This window comes from Mesorhizobium sp. M0910 (assembly GCF_040319465.1).
GTDB lineage: Bacteria > Pseudomonadota > Alphaproteobacteria > Rhizobiales > Rhizobiaceae > Mesorhizobium.
This window is the reverse complement of sequence record NZ_JAMYNZ010000003.1, coordinates 298,472-314,082: the sequence shown is the minus strand read 5'-3', so window position 1 is coordinate 314,082 and position 15,611 is coordinate 298,472. Positions and strand designations below refer to the sequence as shown.

Here is a 15,611-nt window from a genome sequence, read left to right as displayed (position 1 = left end):
AGCAGATCCTTGCTGGCCAAAGCCAAATCCTGAACCGCCATGGTTAAGGAAATGCTTCGGGTGCCGAGTGGGCGAGTTGGAGCGCTGGCGAAGCGATCCTTGGTGCTCCTCAAGAGCAAAGCGATGGTTGCGATTGTCAGCCAAATAGCTTCAACGCTGTTGCTATGGGCAGGAACAGTGATAGCGGGCGGCTCTGAAACGAGGTGAAGCCATGCCTGCGATAATACGCGACCGCCTGGTCATCCTTGGCATCGACAATCAACGCGAAGGCTGCTGGGGCAGCGCTAACGCTACGTCGTAGCGCATCCACGATCAGCGCCGACCCGACCCGCCGCCGCTGGTATCGGGCATCGACGGCCAGCCTGCCGACCAATATCGCGGGCAGAACCGGGTAGCGTGGCAGATGTTTTGTCTGTTCGTCAGGCAAGGACGCGATTGGTATGCTCGACGCCGCCAAAGTGTAATATCCGGCGATCGCGCCGCCATCGCGATCCACGGCAACGAAGCAATTGCCGACTCGGCGTTTGACATCCTGGCTGGCTTGCTCCCGAATGTAGCGGTCGAGCGCCGGTACCCCGCAGCTGAACGCCTTGCGATCATGCGATCCGCCGAGCGGTTCGATAATGACGGCGAAAGTCACCGGGTTTCGACGACCAGCCGTTTGTGGGCGTCGGCAGCTTTGCGCAGTGCCTCATTAGGCTCGGGCGGATTGAGAATCGCCTCCATCATGGCGCGCTGATCTTCGATGGAGATACGCATGATGGTGGTGTTCTCGATAGTACGCTGCGCCGCCTCTTGAGCGGCGGCGACCACGAAGTCGCTGACGCTGCGGCCCTGGATTTCGGCGGCACGTTTCACCACGTCCAGCATATCCGGCGAAATACGGGCTTCGAGACGGGCGGTGCGGGTCTGTTGGTTTGGCATTATCGTCACCCCTGATGCTACCTTGTACGGGAAATAGCCGTACAAATCAAGTGCGTCGTCCGGCTCTAAATAATTTTGCAGACGAGCCAGCAACTGCAAAATCCGCGTGACAAAGTTTGACGTTTACGCAAAACGAAGGTGGACGGGGAGCGTCGGCACGGATCTTGAGTTGACCTGCCGGACTGAGGAGAGCCGGACAGAGGAGGAGCGAGCGCCATGTATCGGGCACCGGTCGAGGAGATCGCCTTCACCCTGAAGCATGTCGCCGGCTTGAAGCCGGCGCTCGATATCGGCATCTTTGGCGAACTCGGCGAGGACCTCGTCGACGCCATTCTGGCCGAGGCCGGCCGCTTCGCCAGTGAGGAGGTGGCGCCGCTCTACAAGATCGGCGACCAGCAAGGCGCGGTGCTCGACGGCGCTGCCGTCACCACCCCGCCCGGCTGGAAGGAACTTTATCGCCGCTGGATCGGCGGCGGCTGGAATGCGCTGTCCGCGCCTGAAGCGTATGGCGGCCAGGCGCTGCCGGCCATGCTCGGCGTCGCCGCGCTCGAAATGTGGAACTCCGCCTCGATGGCGTTCGGCATCGCCCCGACGCTGACCATGGGCGCGGTCGAAGCACTCGACAAACATGGCTCGCAGGCACTCAAGGCCAGATATCTGGAAAAGCTGGTCTCCGGCGAATGGATGGGCACCATGAACCTGACCGAGCCGCAGGCAGGGTCGGACCTGAATGCCTTGCGAACCCGCGCCGAACCGGCCGGCGACGGCACCTACCGCATCTTCGGGCAAAAGATCTTCATCACCTATGGCGAGCACGATTTCACCGACAACATCATCCATCTGGTGCTGGCGCGGCTGCCGGACGCGCCAGCCGGCACACGCGGCCTGTCGTTGTTCCTGGTGCCGAAATTCCTGGTCGGAGACGATGGCGCGCTGGGCGCACGCAACGACGTCTTCTGCTCCGGGCTGGAGCACAAACTGGGCATCCACGCTTCGCCGACCTGCACGATGATTTATGGCGATGGCTTCGAAGGCACCGCGCCCGGCGCGATCGGCTGGCTGGTCGGCGGGGAGAACAAGGGCCTCGCCTGCATGTTCACCATGATGAACAATGCGCGCCTTGCCGTCGGCATTCAGGGTGTCGCGGTCGCTGAGGCGGCGACGCAGAAGGCGCTCGCCTATGCAAACGATCGCCGGCAAGGCAAGGCGGCAAGCTATGGCGGTGCCGACATGGCGCCGATCGTGCATCACCCCGACATCCAGCGCAGTCTTCTGACCATGAAGGCGCTGACCCAGATTGCCCGTGCCATCTGCTATTCCTGCGCCCACGCCATCGATCTTGCGTCGCAGAGCGAAGATGCAAAGCACTGGCAGGAGCGCGCCAATCTGTTGACGCCGCTGGCCAAGGCCTTTTCGACCGACGTCGGCGTCGAGGTCGCCTCGCTTGGGCTGCAGGTGCATGGCGGCATGGGGTTCATCGAGGAGACAGGGGCCGCAGCACTTTATCGCGACGCGCGCATCGCGCCCATTTACGAAGGCACCAATGGCATCCAGGCGATCGATCTGGTGACACGCAAGCTGCCGCTCGGCGGCGGCCGGCATGTGCATGGCTACATCGCCGAACTCAAGGCCGTCGCCGATGCGGTGCGAGCGTCGAACCTTGAAGGCTTCGGCCGCACCGCCGATCGCCTCGACCAGGCGCTCGACGAGCTCTCCCAGGCAACCCGTTTCCTGCAAGACCTGCAAGCCGAAGGCCGATCGGACGAGGCGCTGGCCGGCGCCACACCCTATCTCAGGCTGATCTCGCTTGCCGCGGGCGGGGCCTATCTGGCGCGCGGCGCGCTTGCCGACCAAAACCGCATCGCGCTTTGCCGGTTCTTCGCCGAGAACCTGCTTGGCGAAGTGGCCGCGCTCAAAGAGCGCGTCGTCGGCGGCGCCGACAGCCTTGCCGTTGCCGGCAAGGCGCTGATTTCAGCCTGACGTTCGCACGCGCCGAAATTCACAAAGGCCCGAAATTCACAAAGGACCAATCCGTGACAGAGCACATCCTCGTCGAGCGCCAGGGCGCCATCCAGATCATCCGCATGAACCGTCCGGACAAGAAGAACGCCCTGACCCGCGCCATGTACGCGACGATGTCGGCGGCTCTTGCCGGCGGCGACGCCGATCCGGCGATCCGCGTCCATGTCTTTCTCGGCGTCCCCGGTGCCTTCTCGTCCGGCAACGACCTTGCCGATTTCATGGTCGTCGCCTCGGGCGGCGAAGGCGGTTCCGAGGTCTGGGATTTCCTGATGGCGCTGGCCAAGGTGGAAAAGCCGATGGTTTCCGGCGTCGACGGCATTGCCGTCGGTATCGGCACCACGCTCAACCTGCATTGCGACCTGACGTTCGCCACGCCGCGCACAATGTTCCGGACGCCCTTCGTCGATCTCGGCCTTGTGCCGGAGGCAGGATCGAGCCTGCTCGCGCCGCAGATCCTCGGCCGCCAAGGCGCCTTCGCGCTGCTTGGCCTCGGCGAGGGCTTTTCGGCCGAGCGCGCGAAGGCCGCCGGGCTGATCTATGAGGTGGTCGAGGAAGAGGCACTCGAAGCATCGGTATTGGCGGCGGCGGGCCAGATCGCTGCCAAACCGCCGCAAGCGCTGAAGATCGCGCGCGACCTGATGCGCGGCTCGCGCGACGCCCTTGTCGAGCGCATCGGCCAAGAAAGCCAGCATTTCCGCGAGCGGCTCAAATCCGACGAGGCCCGCGCAGCCTTGACGGCCTTCATGACCAGGAAGAAGGCCTAGACCTTCTGGCCTTGTCTCGCATCGTGGACCCGCCGGCAGCAACCGGCGGGTTTTCTTGCCATGCTCTCTTTGTCACATCGCCATTTTTTTACATTCGGCCTGGGCCTTTGCCGAAGACGTGTCGATCATGAATGTCTTGCCTTTGGCGTCGGTCATCAACATCATGCAATGCTTGATCGGTTTCGCCATTTTCATCATTTCGGCGCTCATCTTCGCGTCGGGCATCATGGTGCCCATATGCCCATCGGGCATGATCGCCATGACCTCCCCACCCTTCATCACCGTCATTGTCCCCATCGCATCCTCCGCAAAGGCCTGCGAAGCGAAGAGACAGGCAAGACCGGCCATCGTGACCAACCTGAGTGAATGCATTGTTTCCTCCTGAATTTGCGCCAGCGGCGCGTTGAGCCCTTTCCTGGTTCGTTCCGGCAAGCTGGAACGTTTCACGCACACGAGATCGTGATCGTGGGAATTGGAAATCCGCCAGAAGCGGCCCGGCCTTGGCCGCCTTCATGACTAGGAAGAAGGGCTGAAAAAATGGGCGCCGGTGCGGAAGCTGCCGATCTGCCCCACAAGGGCCCACAAGGGGGAGATCGGCGCTCCACCGTCGTGCCCTACGGATAAAGCCTCATTTTGTCCCAGCCGCCCTCGGCGTTGCGCGAAAACACGACACGGTCGTGCAGCCGGAACGGACGGTCGTGCCAGAACTCAATGCTCTGCGGCACGATGCGAAAGCCCGACCAGTGTTTTGGCCGCGGGATCTCGCCGATCGCGTGGCGCGCCGTATATTCGGCAACCGCCTTTTCCAGCGCGAAGCGGCTTTCCAGCGGCCGCGACTGCTTGGAGGCCCAGGCGCCGATGCGGCTGCCGCGCGGACGCGTCGCATAATAGGCATCGGCTTCGGCGTCGGTGACAATCTCCACCGGGCCCCGCGCCCGCACCTGCCGGCGCAGAGATTTCCAGTGGAAGCACATCGCTGCTTTCATGCTGCCAAGGATCTCGCGGCCCTTGGCGCTCTCGAAATTCGTGTAGAAGACAAAGCCACCCTCATCGAACCCCTTGAGCAGCACCATTCGCACATTCGGCATGCCCTCGGCATCGACCGTCGCCAGCGCCACGCTGTTGGGGTCGTTGATCTCGCTCTTCGTAGCGTCGTCGAGCCACGCCGCAAAAAGCCGGAACGGCTCCGCCGCCTCGGTAAAGTCACCGCTTGTTAACCCGGTTTCGCTCATAGTTTTCCCAAATTTGTCGCCGGCTGGGGAGATTGCCGATTGTCGCGTATCGCGCAAGCTTTTGACAGTGGGCAATGGAGCGTTATCGCTTCGGCCAGCGCCAAAGCCATGATCGTGACAATCATCCTGCCGCTTGCCGCCTGTGGCGGGGGCGGCTTCAGCCTGGAGCAGGCGGAGGTGGACGGCTCGATACTGACCTCGAGCACGCCGGCCTCAGTCACGCCGCTCGATCAGGACCGCGCTTCCGACCAGGCTACGATCCGCAACGCCGTGTCCTCCGCCGACGTCGAGCAACTGGCCGGGCAGGCCATTCCCTGGGCGAATGCCGACACCGGCTCGCGCGGCTCCATCACCGAGCTCGCAGAATTCAGGGCTAACGGTGAGACATGCCGTCGCTTCACCGCGTCGCGCGAGAGCTTCGACGGCGTCGCGCTGTTCAAAGGCGAAGTATGCCTGGCCGGCGGCAGCGCCTGGCGAATGCAGGACTTCAAGGCGCTCTGATTTTCCGCCGGCTATATAGCGGTAAGCCACTGGAATTTCTTCCTATGCAAGCGCATATAGGAGGCGATCATGGAACCACTCCTTCTCCAGGGCAGTAAGCATGCGCGACCCCTATGAGGTGCTGGGCGTTGCCAAGAACGCATCGGCCAAGGACATAAAATCGGCGTACCGGAAGCTCGCCAAGAAGTATCATCCGGACCAGAATCCGGATCCCAAGGCAAAGGAGCGTTTTGCCGCCGCCAATCAGGCTTACGAGATCGTCGGCGACGAGAAGAACCGGGCGGCTTTCGATCGCGGTGAGATCGACGCCGAAGGCAAACCGCGGTTTCAGGGTTTCGAGAGTGCGGCCGGCGGCGCCGATCCTTTCGCCGGTTTCCGCCGGCAGCAAGGGCCGGGCGGCGCGCATTTCGAATTCCGCACGGGCCGTCCCGGTGGTGACCCGTTCGACGGCAACAGCGACATCTTCAGCCAGATCTTCGGCGATGCTTTCAGCCAGCAGCGCGGCGCCGGCACGGGCGGCCGCCGTCAGGCGCCGACGGCCGCAGATCTCAACGTGACGCTGGACGTCACCATCGAGGAAGCCGCCACCGCCGAGAAAGTGACGGCGATGTTCCCCGACGGCCGCAAGATGGCGGTCAAGTTGCCGGCCTATGTCGAGGACGGCCAGACCATCCGGTTGAAAGGCCAGGGTGAGCAAGGACCGGGGCAGCCGGGCGATGCGCTGGTCAAGATCCGTTTCCGCCGGCACCCGCGCTACCGCGTCGAGGGCCGCGACCTGCATGTCGACCTGCCGGTAGAACTGGCCGATGCGGTGCATGGCGCCAAGGTGGCAGTCGAAACCCCGACCGGCAGGATTGCGGTCAACGTCCCCCCTTGGTCGAGCTCGGACAAGGTTCTGCGGCTGAAGGGCAGGGGCCTGCCGGAAAAGGCCGGCGGTCACGGCGACCTCTACGCGCACGTGCGGCTGATGCTGCCGGAAGGCGGCGACGCCGAGCTAGAGGCGCTGATGCGCCGGCGAAAGCGCTGACGGTCGAAAAGGCCGGCGCTTGACGTCGTAAGCGGGCGTGAGTGGTTTCATGCCGCGTCGGTTATTGACAGGAAACGAGCAACCAGCGCCACTGGGCTGGCCGACCACAACTCGCGATCGGCCATGCGCGCACTAGATCTAGCGTCTATCAGTCGCCAAGTCTTCCCCCGCGGTGCCCCATCATCATTCGGGACGCGTACATTGTGGGCGAGCTTTTGCCCGGTAGATTCGCGTCAAGAACAATCTGCTCGACGAAACCCTGATTCACTTCAATCTCCACGCATTTGTCGAGCTTATCAACGATCCAGACGGCGTATCCTTCACTCTCCTTGGATTTATAGTTGGAGTCGTCTTCAGGAATATCTGCCTCCGGATTTGCTGGAATTAACATTACCTTGGGCTTCGGGAGATCATAAGTATGACCCTCGTAGGCATATCCAAATATTACACCGCAACTAAGTATTTCTTTATCACCATTTGTCGGGTTTATATCAATCGCCCCAAGCATAAGCATAAACCTATTTACGATAGAATTAACAAACACATAACTGCTATTGTTAGGTGGGGTTTTACTAAGATATTTCTTAAACCGTAAAATTCTTTTGTCATCAGGATCGCCGTCATCAAGTATCTTTGCTATTATTATAGAATGATTCTTGTATTTTCCTGTTATTGGCTCCAATGTCTTTTTCTTTTTGCTGGATATAGGAAGACCAAGACCAGGTATTCCATAGAGGCGCACTTGTGTGGCGTTAAATGCTCCATGGGGATCTTTCGTGGTGTAAGTCGGTCGATGAAAATCGTCGCTCATGTTGTTACCCTCCGTTGCAATCACCAATTCATAAAATTTCCCGCCACCTGAAATTCTCTTCGAAGCTTGCCGCTATGGCCGGGCGGATGCGGTCGGACACTTCGATGATGGTGGAGGCTGCGACTGCGAATGTGAGATGATCGGCATCGAGGCGTGTCCACGCGCGCGCAAGCCCAAGCGCGACATCGTCGCGCGCCTTGATTAGCTCGGTCTTAAAAAGGAACGGACGGGCCCGGAATGCATCGCCCGTGAAGTCGGAGATGTGCCGCATGTCGGCTTCGCCAACCTGCCTGATGTCGAAGCCAAGCAGGCGCTCGTCGGCCAAGCCCTGCCGCACCAGGCCGGCATGGTAGAGATCGACCAGAGTATCGAACACCGCTCCCGTGAATGGGCGAGACCGGTCATGAATCTCTTCGGTCACTTCCGTCATCTTGCGCGAGTTACTGGCAAGGCGGATCTGGCGGTCGCCCGTCAGTTCGGCGATGCGGTTGAGCTCGTTGAGGACAAGCAGGTTTGCCTGGCTGTGCCGTAACAATCGATCCATCCCGCTGTCGAAATGCAGGAACGAAAGCAGCGAAATAAGATCGGCGTTGGCTTCGTGGAACGGCCCGAAGTCGCCGTCCTGCAGGCCTTGCGTGGGCACTCCGAAGAGAGAAAAGAGTATGGCGTGACCCATTTCGTGCGCGATCACGTCGAAGTTGAGGGCGTACGGATGGCCGCGCCCGTCGGCTCCACGCTCGCGGCCAAGCTCCAGATATCCAAACCCCGATTGCGCATTCTCCCAGTCAAGCCAGGGAATGATCTCAAGCCGCTCGTATGTTTCGGCGAAGTACCAGACAATCGGCTTGCCCAGATAGCTTTCCCAGATGTCCAGCACCCGGCTCGCGGCCGCGAACGCATGCGCTGCCAGGAACTGGCGCGACTGAAGAGAGAGGTGGTCGAAATGACCATCAAGGCCGGGTCCGGCTGGTGGGAAATACGCGCCAACAAAGGGCGGCAGGTAAGGATACTCGTACGGCTGCTTGTCCAGCACGGGATCACGCACGTATATGCGATGATCCTCCGGGCCCGGATGGATCAAACCAGGCGATGTTGAAATCCAGACCGCCTCGGGTTTCTCGTACCCAGAAACGTGAGGCGCTTGTGGGTATAGCAGGAAGCGCGTTCCAGCCGACATCCCCGCCCGACCGGCGACATCGAGCGCGTTCAACTGCGCGGCCCCTCTCATAGTCGGCAACACTAGCACGAAGCCTGCACTTCGTAAATTGCACCAGGTATCACCGGCAACTCTGTCGTCAGATTGCTAAGCCGGCGTCCTCCAAATCCTGGACAAACGCGACCGTCATTCTGAAATTCTTCAATTCCGCCGGCACCAATGCCTTTTCTCTCATAAGTTGCAGAGCCGACAGTGCGTCGCGTTTCTTTTGCTGAACGAAAGCTCCTGCGAGAATTTGCCGGCAGGCTTCGATATCATGGTCACCGGCTTCCGGTAATGTCTCGCGGACCATTCGCGACAGCGTACGTTCCCTAAAATTGAGGTTCCGGGCCGTATTCCCAAGCTTTCCTGACAAATCGGTGGAGATCAGGTTCCGCCTCCAAGCGGCGCGGACGGTTATTCGCAAATCAACCAAAGCGTGCGTTAGTGGCGAAAAATTCACCGCCTTCGGACCGTACAGCACTGCCACTGCGTCATCAGGCAGGAAAGCGAAGCGGCGATACCATCGATAGATAAGGCCAACGCCGTGCATGTACGGGTAAAGCTCGGCGGCTCGCAAGGCTCCCATGCTTCCCGCACCAATTACCGGGATGGCCTGGCTGATCGCCCACAGTATCTCCTTGTGCCTCACTGCCGGCTCAGCCTGGAAAGCGCCGTCTATGATGACAATTGCAGCCGGGTCATAACGCTGCACCGCGGCTATGATCGAGCCTTGTACCGCGGGCGCCAGGCAGATCACGTCGGCCACCTGCTGTGCCTCTGGATGCGATAGCGTGGGGCCGGTGAAAACGAGCCGAGGTCGCATCCGGTCACTCCACTAAAGGGTACAATTGCGGGATAACTATCCTGACGGCCGACAGTCGGTTCCAAGGGCTGGTGTTGAGGCGGATCAGATACACCGCGCTGATTCCGCTTTCCTCCAGTCGTGCGAGAAGGCTGCCACGCAAGGTCTGCCCGCTCGCCGCTCGATCGGCAGGCTGGCGGGCGAAACTCACGTCCTTGCGGCCGCCGGTGATCAGCTGGCGGTGCGCCTCGATAAGCTGCCAGTCGGGATATTTCGGATAAGACGCCCGGGTCATGTCGTCGCGCGCACCCGAGATCGCCGCAAGCCGCGCCTGCGCCGCCTCATGGATCGCTTGGACGGCAGCTGCCGCCGGATCGAATGCAGCGGCCGAGCCGTCGGCCGGCAGATGGAGCAATGCCGTCTCTCGAGGATTGCTCTCCATCAGATGGCACCAAATCACAGGCAGGCCAACAGGCGACGGCGCGAGCCAAAGGCCGACGATCATGTCTTTTCGTGCGAGTTCATCCAATAAAGCCAAGACCCTTGCGTCATCGATGGTCGCTGGATCGATTTGCTGGTGTTGCAGAAAACCATGCGTCTTGAGAGCGCGGGCGATCGCATCGCGTTCGACGCATTCCAATATGCCGTGTGTGATGGCGTCTGCTTCATCAAGCGCGGCCGCCAGTCCGGTTGTGGTTGGCGTGAAAATTCCGTCACAGGGGCTGGGCGGTACGAGATAGGCCGTGTGCACCAATTCCAGCGGAACGAAGTCGCGGCCGCCGCCCAGCAGGTTCTCCGACTCCATCCAAGCGATTTTTCGGCCGCGCCAATCAGCAGGGGCGGGCTCTCGCAGCCACGTCTCAAATCGCCCGTAGGGTATGCCGAGTAAAGTGGCCGAAGCGTAAGCTGCATCAAGATATTCGATGCGCTCGGCGAAAAAGCTCTCAGCGGATTCCAAAATGGCCGATATGGCAGCGCGAGCCAGGCTGGCACCCTTTCCCTGCGCGACCGCGTTTGAAAACGAGAACGGCCTCGTTGCCTGCACGACCGGGATGCCGACACGGTCCAGGCCGGTAATGTCCGCAATACGGGTGATGCCCAACGCTTGTCGCATCGACATCAGATACGTCAGCGCTTCGTCTGCCGGAGGACCAAGGCGCTCATATTGTTCCACTATCGGCTGGCCCGCAGTTCCGGCTCAGGGTTGACGATCAGCGGTTCGCCGGGCTCAACCGACTTCCTTGCCGCTTCGATACGGTCGTTGTAGCTCCGAAGCAGGACGGGCGAGAGATTTGACACGCTGAGCGTCTCGTAGGCCGCGATGAGGATGGGCACGGCATTTTGCTCGGCTGCAGTATTGAGGCTCTTCTCAAGGGCAGCTGCCACCTGGCCAGCTGCCGCGCCGTCAAGGACGAGAAGTTGTGCAATTCGCCGATGTAGTTCCGCCAGCCAATATCGACTGCCACCCGCCTCGGCCTGCGCCACCGCCGAATGAAGCAGGGCAAGCGCGCCACTGATCTCACCCGAGCGCGCGAGAAGTTCCGCCAGCATGCCGCAATAGACGGCCTCGTCCTCAGGTGTCTGCACTTGTCCATGCAGGCCGAGGGCCTCACGCATCTTGTCCTTGCCCCGCTCGAGGTGGCCAGCGTTGCCATCGCACCAGCCCTCGAAGATTTGTGCCGAGACGACTAGCGAAGGCAGGTGATGAAGCGCGGTCAGCTGCCGCAGATCCTCAATCACGTCACGCAACGAAGCGAAGTCGCGGCGATAGCAACTCAGCATCGCGCCGTTGATACAGGCATGCGCGATGCTGCTGACATGGCCAGTCTGCTGAGCCCAGCGGCGGGCCTCCGACATGGAGCGGAGAGCGCTCGTTGCACGTCCCGAGAACCACAGCGACAGTGCACGATGCGCCAAGCCGCACACGCGCGCGTCGTGCCCCCCAAAACGCGTGGCATTCGCGTGCCCCTGGCCCACGTCATAGTGCGGCAATCCAGCATCAACCGCGGCTATGCATCCACCATGGTCTCCGCGATTGAAATCGACTGCCCACAAGCAGTGCCTAGCCTGAAGCTGAATCTCGGGGTCGTTAACCTCCTTTAGATCACTGACGACGGCCTGCGCCCGCTCGCCATCAACGACCGAACCCGTGAACCACCAACCCCAATAGATCGGGAACCACTTGGCGCGCTCCGCTATCGGCCGACGCCGTGCGATATTTACGCCTTCGTCGTAGAGCCTGCGGGCGTGCTCGGAATTTGGCCCTTCGACAGCGGTCAATATCGGCCCGAGCGCCACCATCGCCGAGAGCCGCAGCGCATCCCGTTTGTCATGATCAGAAACCTGCCCGCAAAGCGCAATGGCATGCTCGAGCAGCTGCCTTGCCTCAGCCATAGCCGAGCGGGACGAGCTTTCCATGCCGGCATTGACGAACTCGCCGATCGCTTCGTCAAGCAGGCCACCTCGCTCAGCATGATCGGCAAGAGCTGCCGTTGTTAGCCAGCCAACGAGGCTGCGGTTGCCACTAGCCACCGCATAAAGACGCTGATGCAGGGTCCGGCGCCGTTTCCGTAGTGTTCCACTATAGATCGTTTCTTGGATAAGCGCATGCCGAAACGCGTACACTGTTGCTGCTGCATGCCTGGCGCGTACGAAGCCAGCCTCGGCCAGGGCATTGAGCGCCGCAGAGATTGTGCCCGGGTCAAATTCCGGCAAGAGCGCCGACAGCAAGTCCAGGCTGAATCTGTTGCCGGCGACGGCGGCCGCGCGCGCCACCTCGCGGGCGCGGCCGAGAGGCTCGAGCCGGGCGTCCAACACTGTTTCCAACACCGCCGCGCGGCCGAGCGAAACACCCTGTGGCAGGTGCTCAGTACCGCTAGCGGCATTCTCCGCCATCCATTGGCAAACCTCCTCGATGAACAGGGGTACACCGCCGGTGACGCGCTCGACCAACTCTATCAGCTCAGGCGCGGGCGCTCGCTTGCCCTGAGGCCACATCGTCGCGATTGCCCGCAAGGTGTCGGCATGCTCAAGGGGAGCGAGCAGGACATGCTTGCTTTTTTCATCCAGCCAGTCGCCAGATCCCGGCCTCGTCGTTGCGATCAAGAGCACGGGGCAACTAGGAACCAGTTTTGCAAGTTCACCCAGCAGTTGCTTCGACGTAAGGTCGATCCAGTGAATATCCTCAGCGATCAAGATCACTGGGCCACTGGCGCACGTTGCTTGTAACGCATGGCGCGCAGCCCAACCGGCTTTCTCTCGGATCACTTCCGGATCCATCTCATGGAAACCGGACCTCGCGCCTTCCACGCCGAGCAGAAAAGAAAAGATGTCGACGACTTCGGCGTCGTGAATGTCATGTGCTGCGAACACCTCTGCTACAAGCGCAGGGGTGAGTGCACGCTCGCCGTCGTCGAAATTGCCCAGCATCGCCTGCCGCAGTGGATACAGCGTCGAACGCGAGTCGCCTGGCATACATTGGAAGAGGAGCAACCTGTTGCGTTGGAAGCGCGTTCGCCGGCGCACCTCGTGTAGGATGCGCGACTTGCCAATGCCGGCCTCGCCCTCGATCACTACGACTTGGCCACGTCCCGAAACGGCCTCATTCCAACATTCGTGGATCAGCTCGGCCTCATCCGTACGGTCGACCAAGGGGCTGGTGAGGCGTCCGAACGCGGAGAAACGGTCTACCCCCCGCTTGTGACTCAGCGCCTGCCAGACCTGCTCGGGTTGCGCGAAGCCTTTGATGACGTGAGAACCGTAGAAGCTAAATACGTGTGAGCGCCGTGCCAGATTACGCGTCTCGTTGCACACGACGACGGTATCCGGCCGGGCAATTGCCTGCAGCCTGGTTGCCAGCGCAAATGCAGGGCCGGTTACCGTGTCCTGCGCTACAGCGGTGTCGCCCTTCAGGATTAGCGTCATCGAGGTCGCCACGCCTACCCTTACATGCAGGTCGCTCCTCCCTTTCTCCGCGGCAAGGAGCTTGCACGCCCTGACGATCCCAAGCCCGGCGCTGATCGTCAGCGACGCCGCATCCTTCGCACCCAGATCGACTGGGAACACAGCGACGCCGCCGTCGCCGACCTCGACCGTCACGGTTCCGGAGCACGATACAATCGCTTCCTTGGCGGCCATTTGAAACGCCAAGATAAGTTCCTCAAAATCTTCGATGCCGAGCAGGCCCAGCAGCTCGGTGGAGCCTACGAGATCGTAGCAAAGAGCGGTTAGTATGCGCCGTTCGTGACGGGTCTCGACACCGTCATCCATCAACCCTTTGCCGATCGGAAGGCGCGAGCCAGTCCCCGCCTTCGGAACATCAACTCGGCTCTTATGCGACATGTCACCCTCGCTGACAGGGCATACTATCAAAAGTATGACAGAGCACAAATTACTGAGCGGCGATCGCCGGAAGGTGCGACGGCTGCTCAGGACCTCTCGCCTGTGGGTTGGCGGACTCAACGTCAAATTTTTTGTCCAAAGGCAGACATTCGACGGCCTAAGCCCAGACGTCCGCTCCCGGCGCACCGCAAAGCGGTCGTCCACGGCCCAAAGTATGGAAGTCGGCTCGGGGTCATGACCGTGACTTCGGCCGCTGGCCAACGAAACTTCCGCCAAAGGGTCATCTTCCGCCGTGACACCGATACTGGCGTCGGATTTTTCCACTGGCCCACGGCTGCAAGGTCAAAGCGCTACAGCGTCCTTTGCGCGCCCGAAAGGACGCGCGGCTCTGTAGACCAGCGGCTTTGTCCCCCGAACTGTCCGCTTTGAACGCTTGAAGGGGCACTGTGGCTGTGCGATAGGCACTCCACAAAGCAGAGAACCTTGCGGAGAGCGCTGACATGGCGGGTGAACGGGGCCTTATGGCCGGCAAGCGCGGCCTTATCCTTGGCATCGCCAACAATCGCTCGATCGCTTACGGCATCGCCAGGGCCTGTGTCGATCACGGCGCCGAGATCGCGCTGACTTATCAGGGCGAGGCGTTCAAGAAACGTGTCGAGCCGCTCGCGGCGGAACTGGGCGCGCATGTCGCGGGCCATTGCGATGTGACCGACCCGGCCAGCCTCGATGCGGTGTTCGCCGATATCGCCAGCCATTGGGGCAAGCTCGATTTCCTCGTCCACGCTATCGCCTTTTCCGACAAGGACGAGCTGACCGGCCGCTATGTCGAGACGACGCGCGATAATTTCCTGCGCACCATGGATATTTCGGTCTATTCCTTCACGACCATTGCCAAACGTGCCGAGGCGCTGATGACCGACGGCGGCTCGCTGCTGACGCTGACCTATTACGGCGCGGAAAAGGTGATGCCGCACTACAACGTCATGGGTGTCGCCAAGGCGGCACTCGAAGCCAGCGTGCGCTATCTGGCCGTCGATCTCGGCGCCAAGAAGATCCGTGTCAACGCGATCTCCGCCGGCCCGATCAAGACGCTTGCCGCATCCGGCATCGGCGATTTCCGCTATATCCTGAAATGGAACGAATACAATTCGCCGTTGAAGCAGACGGTCACGCAGGAGGAGGTTGGCGATTCCGGCGTCTATTTCCTGTCCGACCTTTCGCGTGGCGTCACCGGCGAGATCCATCATGTCGATTCCGGCTATCATGTCGTCGGCATGAAGGCGGTCGACGCGCCGGATATTTCGACGGTCAAGGACTGACGCCACCGCCTGACCTCCTCCGGAAGACCTGATGTACCCGCTCGTCTATATCGTGCGCCACGGCCAGACGGCGTGGAACGCCGAGGCCCGGCTGCAGGGGCAGGCCGATACCGACCTCGACGAGCTTGGCCGCGAGCAGGCTAGCCGCAACGGGCGCAGGCTGGCCGAACTCATCGACAAGCCCGAGGATTTCGACTTTGTCGCCAGCCCGATGCGGCGCACGCGCGAGACGATGGAGCGCCTGCGCGCGGCGATGAAGCTCGATCCGCACGCCTATCGTACCGAGCCGCTGCTCGTGGAATTGAGCTTTGGCGACTGGCAGGGTTTCACCTTTGCCGAACTCGAGGCGAACAATCCTGGTTCGACCAGGCGCCGCCGGCTCGATAAATGGAATTTCCAGCCGCCCGGCGAAGGCGCCGAAAGCTATCAGATGCTGCTCGAACGGGTGAAGCCGTGGTTCGACGCGCTCGATCGCCAGACGGTCTGCGTGACCCATGGTGGCGTCATGCGCGTAATGTTCCGCTTGGTACTGGGAATGTCCGAACAAGATGCGGTCAGCATGGACGTGCCGCAGGACCGCGTGCTCAGACTGGACGGCCGGCGCCTGGAGTGGCTTTGAGACCGATGACGCAGCGTGTGTTGAGATCAGGTCGGGCCGGCATCAGCTGAA

Annotated in this window: 15 protein-coding genes; 6 read left to right on the top strand and 9 right to left on the bottom strand. The window is 61.3% G+C overall.

The window, feature by feature from the left end:
• Window positions 1-136: 136 nt before the first annotated feature.
• Window positions 137-640, bottom strand: coding sequence for a GNAT family N-acetyltransferase (locus NKH78_RS09160; RefSeq protein WP_352501976.1), 504 nt, complete (start codon window positions 638-640; stop codon window positions 137-139).
• A complete protein-coding gene (locus NKH78_RS09155; protein WP_352505233.1) occupies window positions 637-1,017 on the bottom strand; it encodes a type II toxin-antitoxin system TacA family antitoxin in 381 nt (126 codons plus the stop codon). Before NKH78_RS09155 ends, NKH78_RS09160 begins: the two co-directional genes overlap by 4 nt.
• A 123-nt stretch (window positions 1,018-1,140) precedes the next feature.
• On the opposite strand from NKH78_RS09155, the gene NKH78_RS09150 reads away from it, so the two are divergent.
• Window positions 1,141-2,904 (top strand): acyl-CoA dehydrogenase family protein, encoded by a 1,764-nt coding sequence (locus NKH78_RS09150; RefSeq protein WP_352505232.1) that lies wholly within the window; start codon window positions 1,141-1,143, stop codon window positions 2,902-2,904.
• 53 nt (window positions 2,905-2,957) lie between these two features.
• Window positions 2,958-3,710, top strand: a complete 753-nt coding sequence (locus NKH78_RS09145; RefSeq protein ID WP_352505231.1) for a crotonase/enoyl-CoA hydratase family protein — start codon at window positions 2,958-2,960, stop codon at window positions 3,708-3,710.
• A gap of 72 nt (window positions 3,711-3,782) precedes the next feature.
• On the opposite strand, the gene NKH78_RS09140 is transcribed toward NKH78_RS09145, so the two are convergent.
• Together NKH78_RS09140 and pdxH are read right to left on the bottom strand one after the other, a co-directional pair.
• On the bottom strand, window positions 3,783-4,142 hold the full coding sequence (locus NKH78_RS09140) for a hypothetical protein (protein ID WP_352681146.1): 360 nt from the start codon (window positions 4,140-4,142) through the stop codon (window positions 3,783-3,785).
• Window positions 4,143-4,324: 182 nt separating this feature from the next.
• Window positions 4,325-4,942, bottom strand: a complete 618-nt coding sequence (gene pdxH / locus NKH78_RS09135) for a pyridoxamine 5'-phosphate oxidase (protein ID WP_352470672.1) — start codon at window positions 4,940-4,942, stop codon at window positions 4,325-4,327.
• Between the two features lie 39 nt (window positions 4,943-4,981).
• On the opposite strand from pdxH, the gene NKH78_RS09130 reads away from it, so the two are divergent.
• Together NKH78_RS09130 and NKH78_RS09125 are read left to right on the top strand one after the other, a co-directional pair.
• Window positions 4,982-5,443, top strand: coding sequence for an RT0821/Lpp0805 family surface protein (locus NKH78_RS09130; RefSeq protein WP_352777187.1), 462 nt, complete (start codon window positions 4,982-4,984; stop codon window positions 5,441-5,443).
• Between the two features lie 100 nt (window positions 5,444-5,543).
• A complete protein-coding gene (locus NKH78_RS09125; protein WP_352501969.1) occupies window positions 5,544-6,470 on the top strand; it encodes a DnaJ C-terminal domain-containing protein in 927 nt (308 codons plus the stop codon).
• 148 nt (window positions 6,471-6,618) lie between these two features.
• Here the strand turns inward: NKH78_RS09125 and NKH78_RS09120 are convergent, their stop codons facing one another.
• The 5 genes from NKH78_RS09120 to NKH78_RS09100 form a co-directional block, all read right to left on the bottom strand.
• Window positions 6,619-7,281: a hypothetical protein gene (locus tag NKH78_RS09120; RefSeq protein ID WP_352505230.1), complete on the bottom strand. Its 663-nt coding sequence runs from the start codon at window positions 7,279-7,281 to the stop codon at window positions 6,619-6,621.
• 28 nt (window positions 7,282-7,309) lie between these two features.
• Entirely contained in the window at window positions 7,310-8,491 is a 1,182-nt protein-coding gene (locus tag NKH78_RS09115) for a gluzincin family metallopeptidase (protein WP_352689740.1), read from the bottom strand.
• A gap of 85 nt (window positions 8,492-8,576) precedes the next feature.
• On the bottom strand, window positions 8,577-9,245 hold the full coding sequence (locus tag NKH78_RS09110; RefSeq protein WP_352505228.1) for a TfuA-like protein: 669 nt from the start codon (window positions 9,243-9,245) through the stop codon (window positions 8,577-8,579).
• Window positions 9,246-9,306: 61 nt separating this feature from the next.
• Window positions 9,307-10,455 carry a YcaO-like family protein gene (locus NKH78_RS09105; RefSeq protein ID WP_352882708.1) on the bottom strand — a complete coding sequence of 383 codons (1,149 nt, stop codon included), beginning with the start codon at window positions 10,453-10,455 and terminating at the stop codon, window positions 9,307-9,309.
• Window positions 10,455-13,622 carry an ATP-binding protein gene (locus NKH78_RS09100; RefSeq protein WP_352689738.1) on the bottom strand — a complete coding sequence of 1,056 codons (3,168 nt, stop codon included), beginning with the start codon at window positions 13,620-13,622 and terminating at the stop codon, window positions 10,455-10,457. The genes NKH78_RS09105 and NKH78_RS09100 overlap by 1 nt, the downstream gene beginning before the upstream one ends.
• Window positions 13,623-14,122: 500 nt before the next feature.
• On the opposite strand from NKH78_RS09100, the gene fabI reads away from it, so the two are divergent.
• Both fabI and NKH78_RS09090 read left to right on the top strand, forming a co-directional pair.
• Window positions 14,123-14,941: an enoyl-ACP reductase FabI gene (gene fabI / locus NKH78_RS09095; RefSeq protein ID WP_352476656.1), complete on the top strand. Its 819-nt coding sequence runs from the start codon at window positions 14,123-14,125 to the stop codon at window positions 14,939-14,941.
• Window positions 14,942-14,972: 31 nt separating this feature from the next.
• Complete coding sequence (locus NKH78_RS09090) at window positions 14,973-15,560, top strand: histidine phosphatase family protein (protein ID WP_352476657.1); 588 nt, start codon at window positions 14,973-14,975, stop codon at window positions 15,558-15,560.
• Window positions 15,561-15,611 lie beyond the last annotated feature (51 nt).

Coding starts and splice junctions, on each gene's coding strand:
- NKH78_RS09090 (WP_352476657.1), top strand. CDS start 14,973: ATGTACCCGCTCGTCTATATCGTGCGCCACGGCCAGACGGCGTGGAAC.
- NKH78_RS09125 (WP_352501969.1), top strand. CDS start 5,544: ATGCGCGACCCCTATGAGGTGCTGGGCGTTGCCAAGAACGCATCGGCC.
- NKH78_RS09120 (WP_352505230.1), bottom strand. CDS start 7,281: ATGAGCGACGATTTTCATCGACCGACTTACACCACGAAAGATCCCCAT.
- pdxH (WP_352470672.1), bottom strand. CDS start 4,942: ATGAGCGAAACCGGGTTAACAAGCGGTGACTTTACCGAGGCGGCGGAG.
- NKH78_RS09100 (WP_352689738.1), bottom strand. CDS start 13,622: ATGTCGCATAAGAGCCGAGTTGATGTTCCGAAGGCGGGGACTGGCTCG.
- NKH78_RS09150 (WP_352505232.1), top strand. CDS start 1,141: ATGTATCGGGCACCGGTCGAGGAGATCGCCTTCACCCTGAAGCATGTC.
- fabI (WP_352476656.1), top strand. CDS start 14,123: ATGGCGGGTGAACGGGGCCTTATGGCCGGCAAGCGCGGCCTTATCCTT.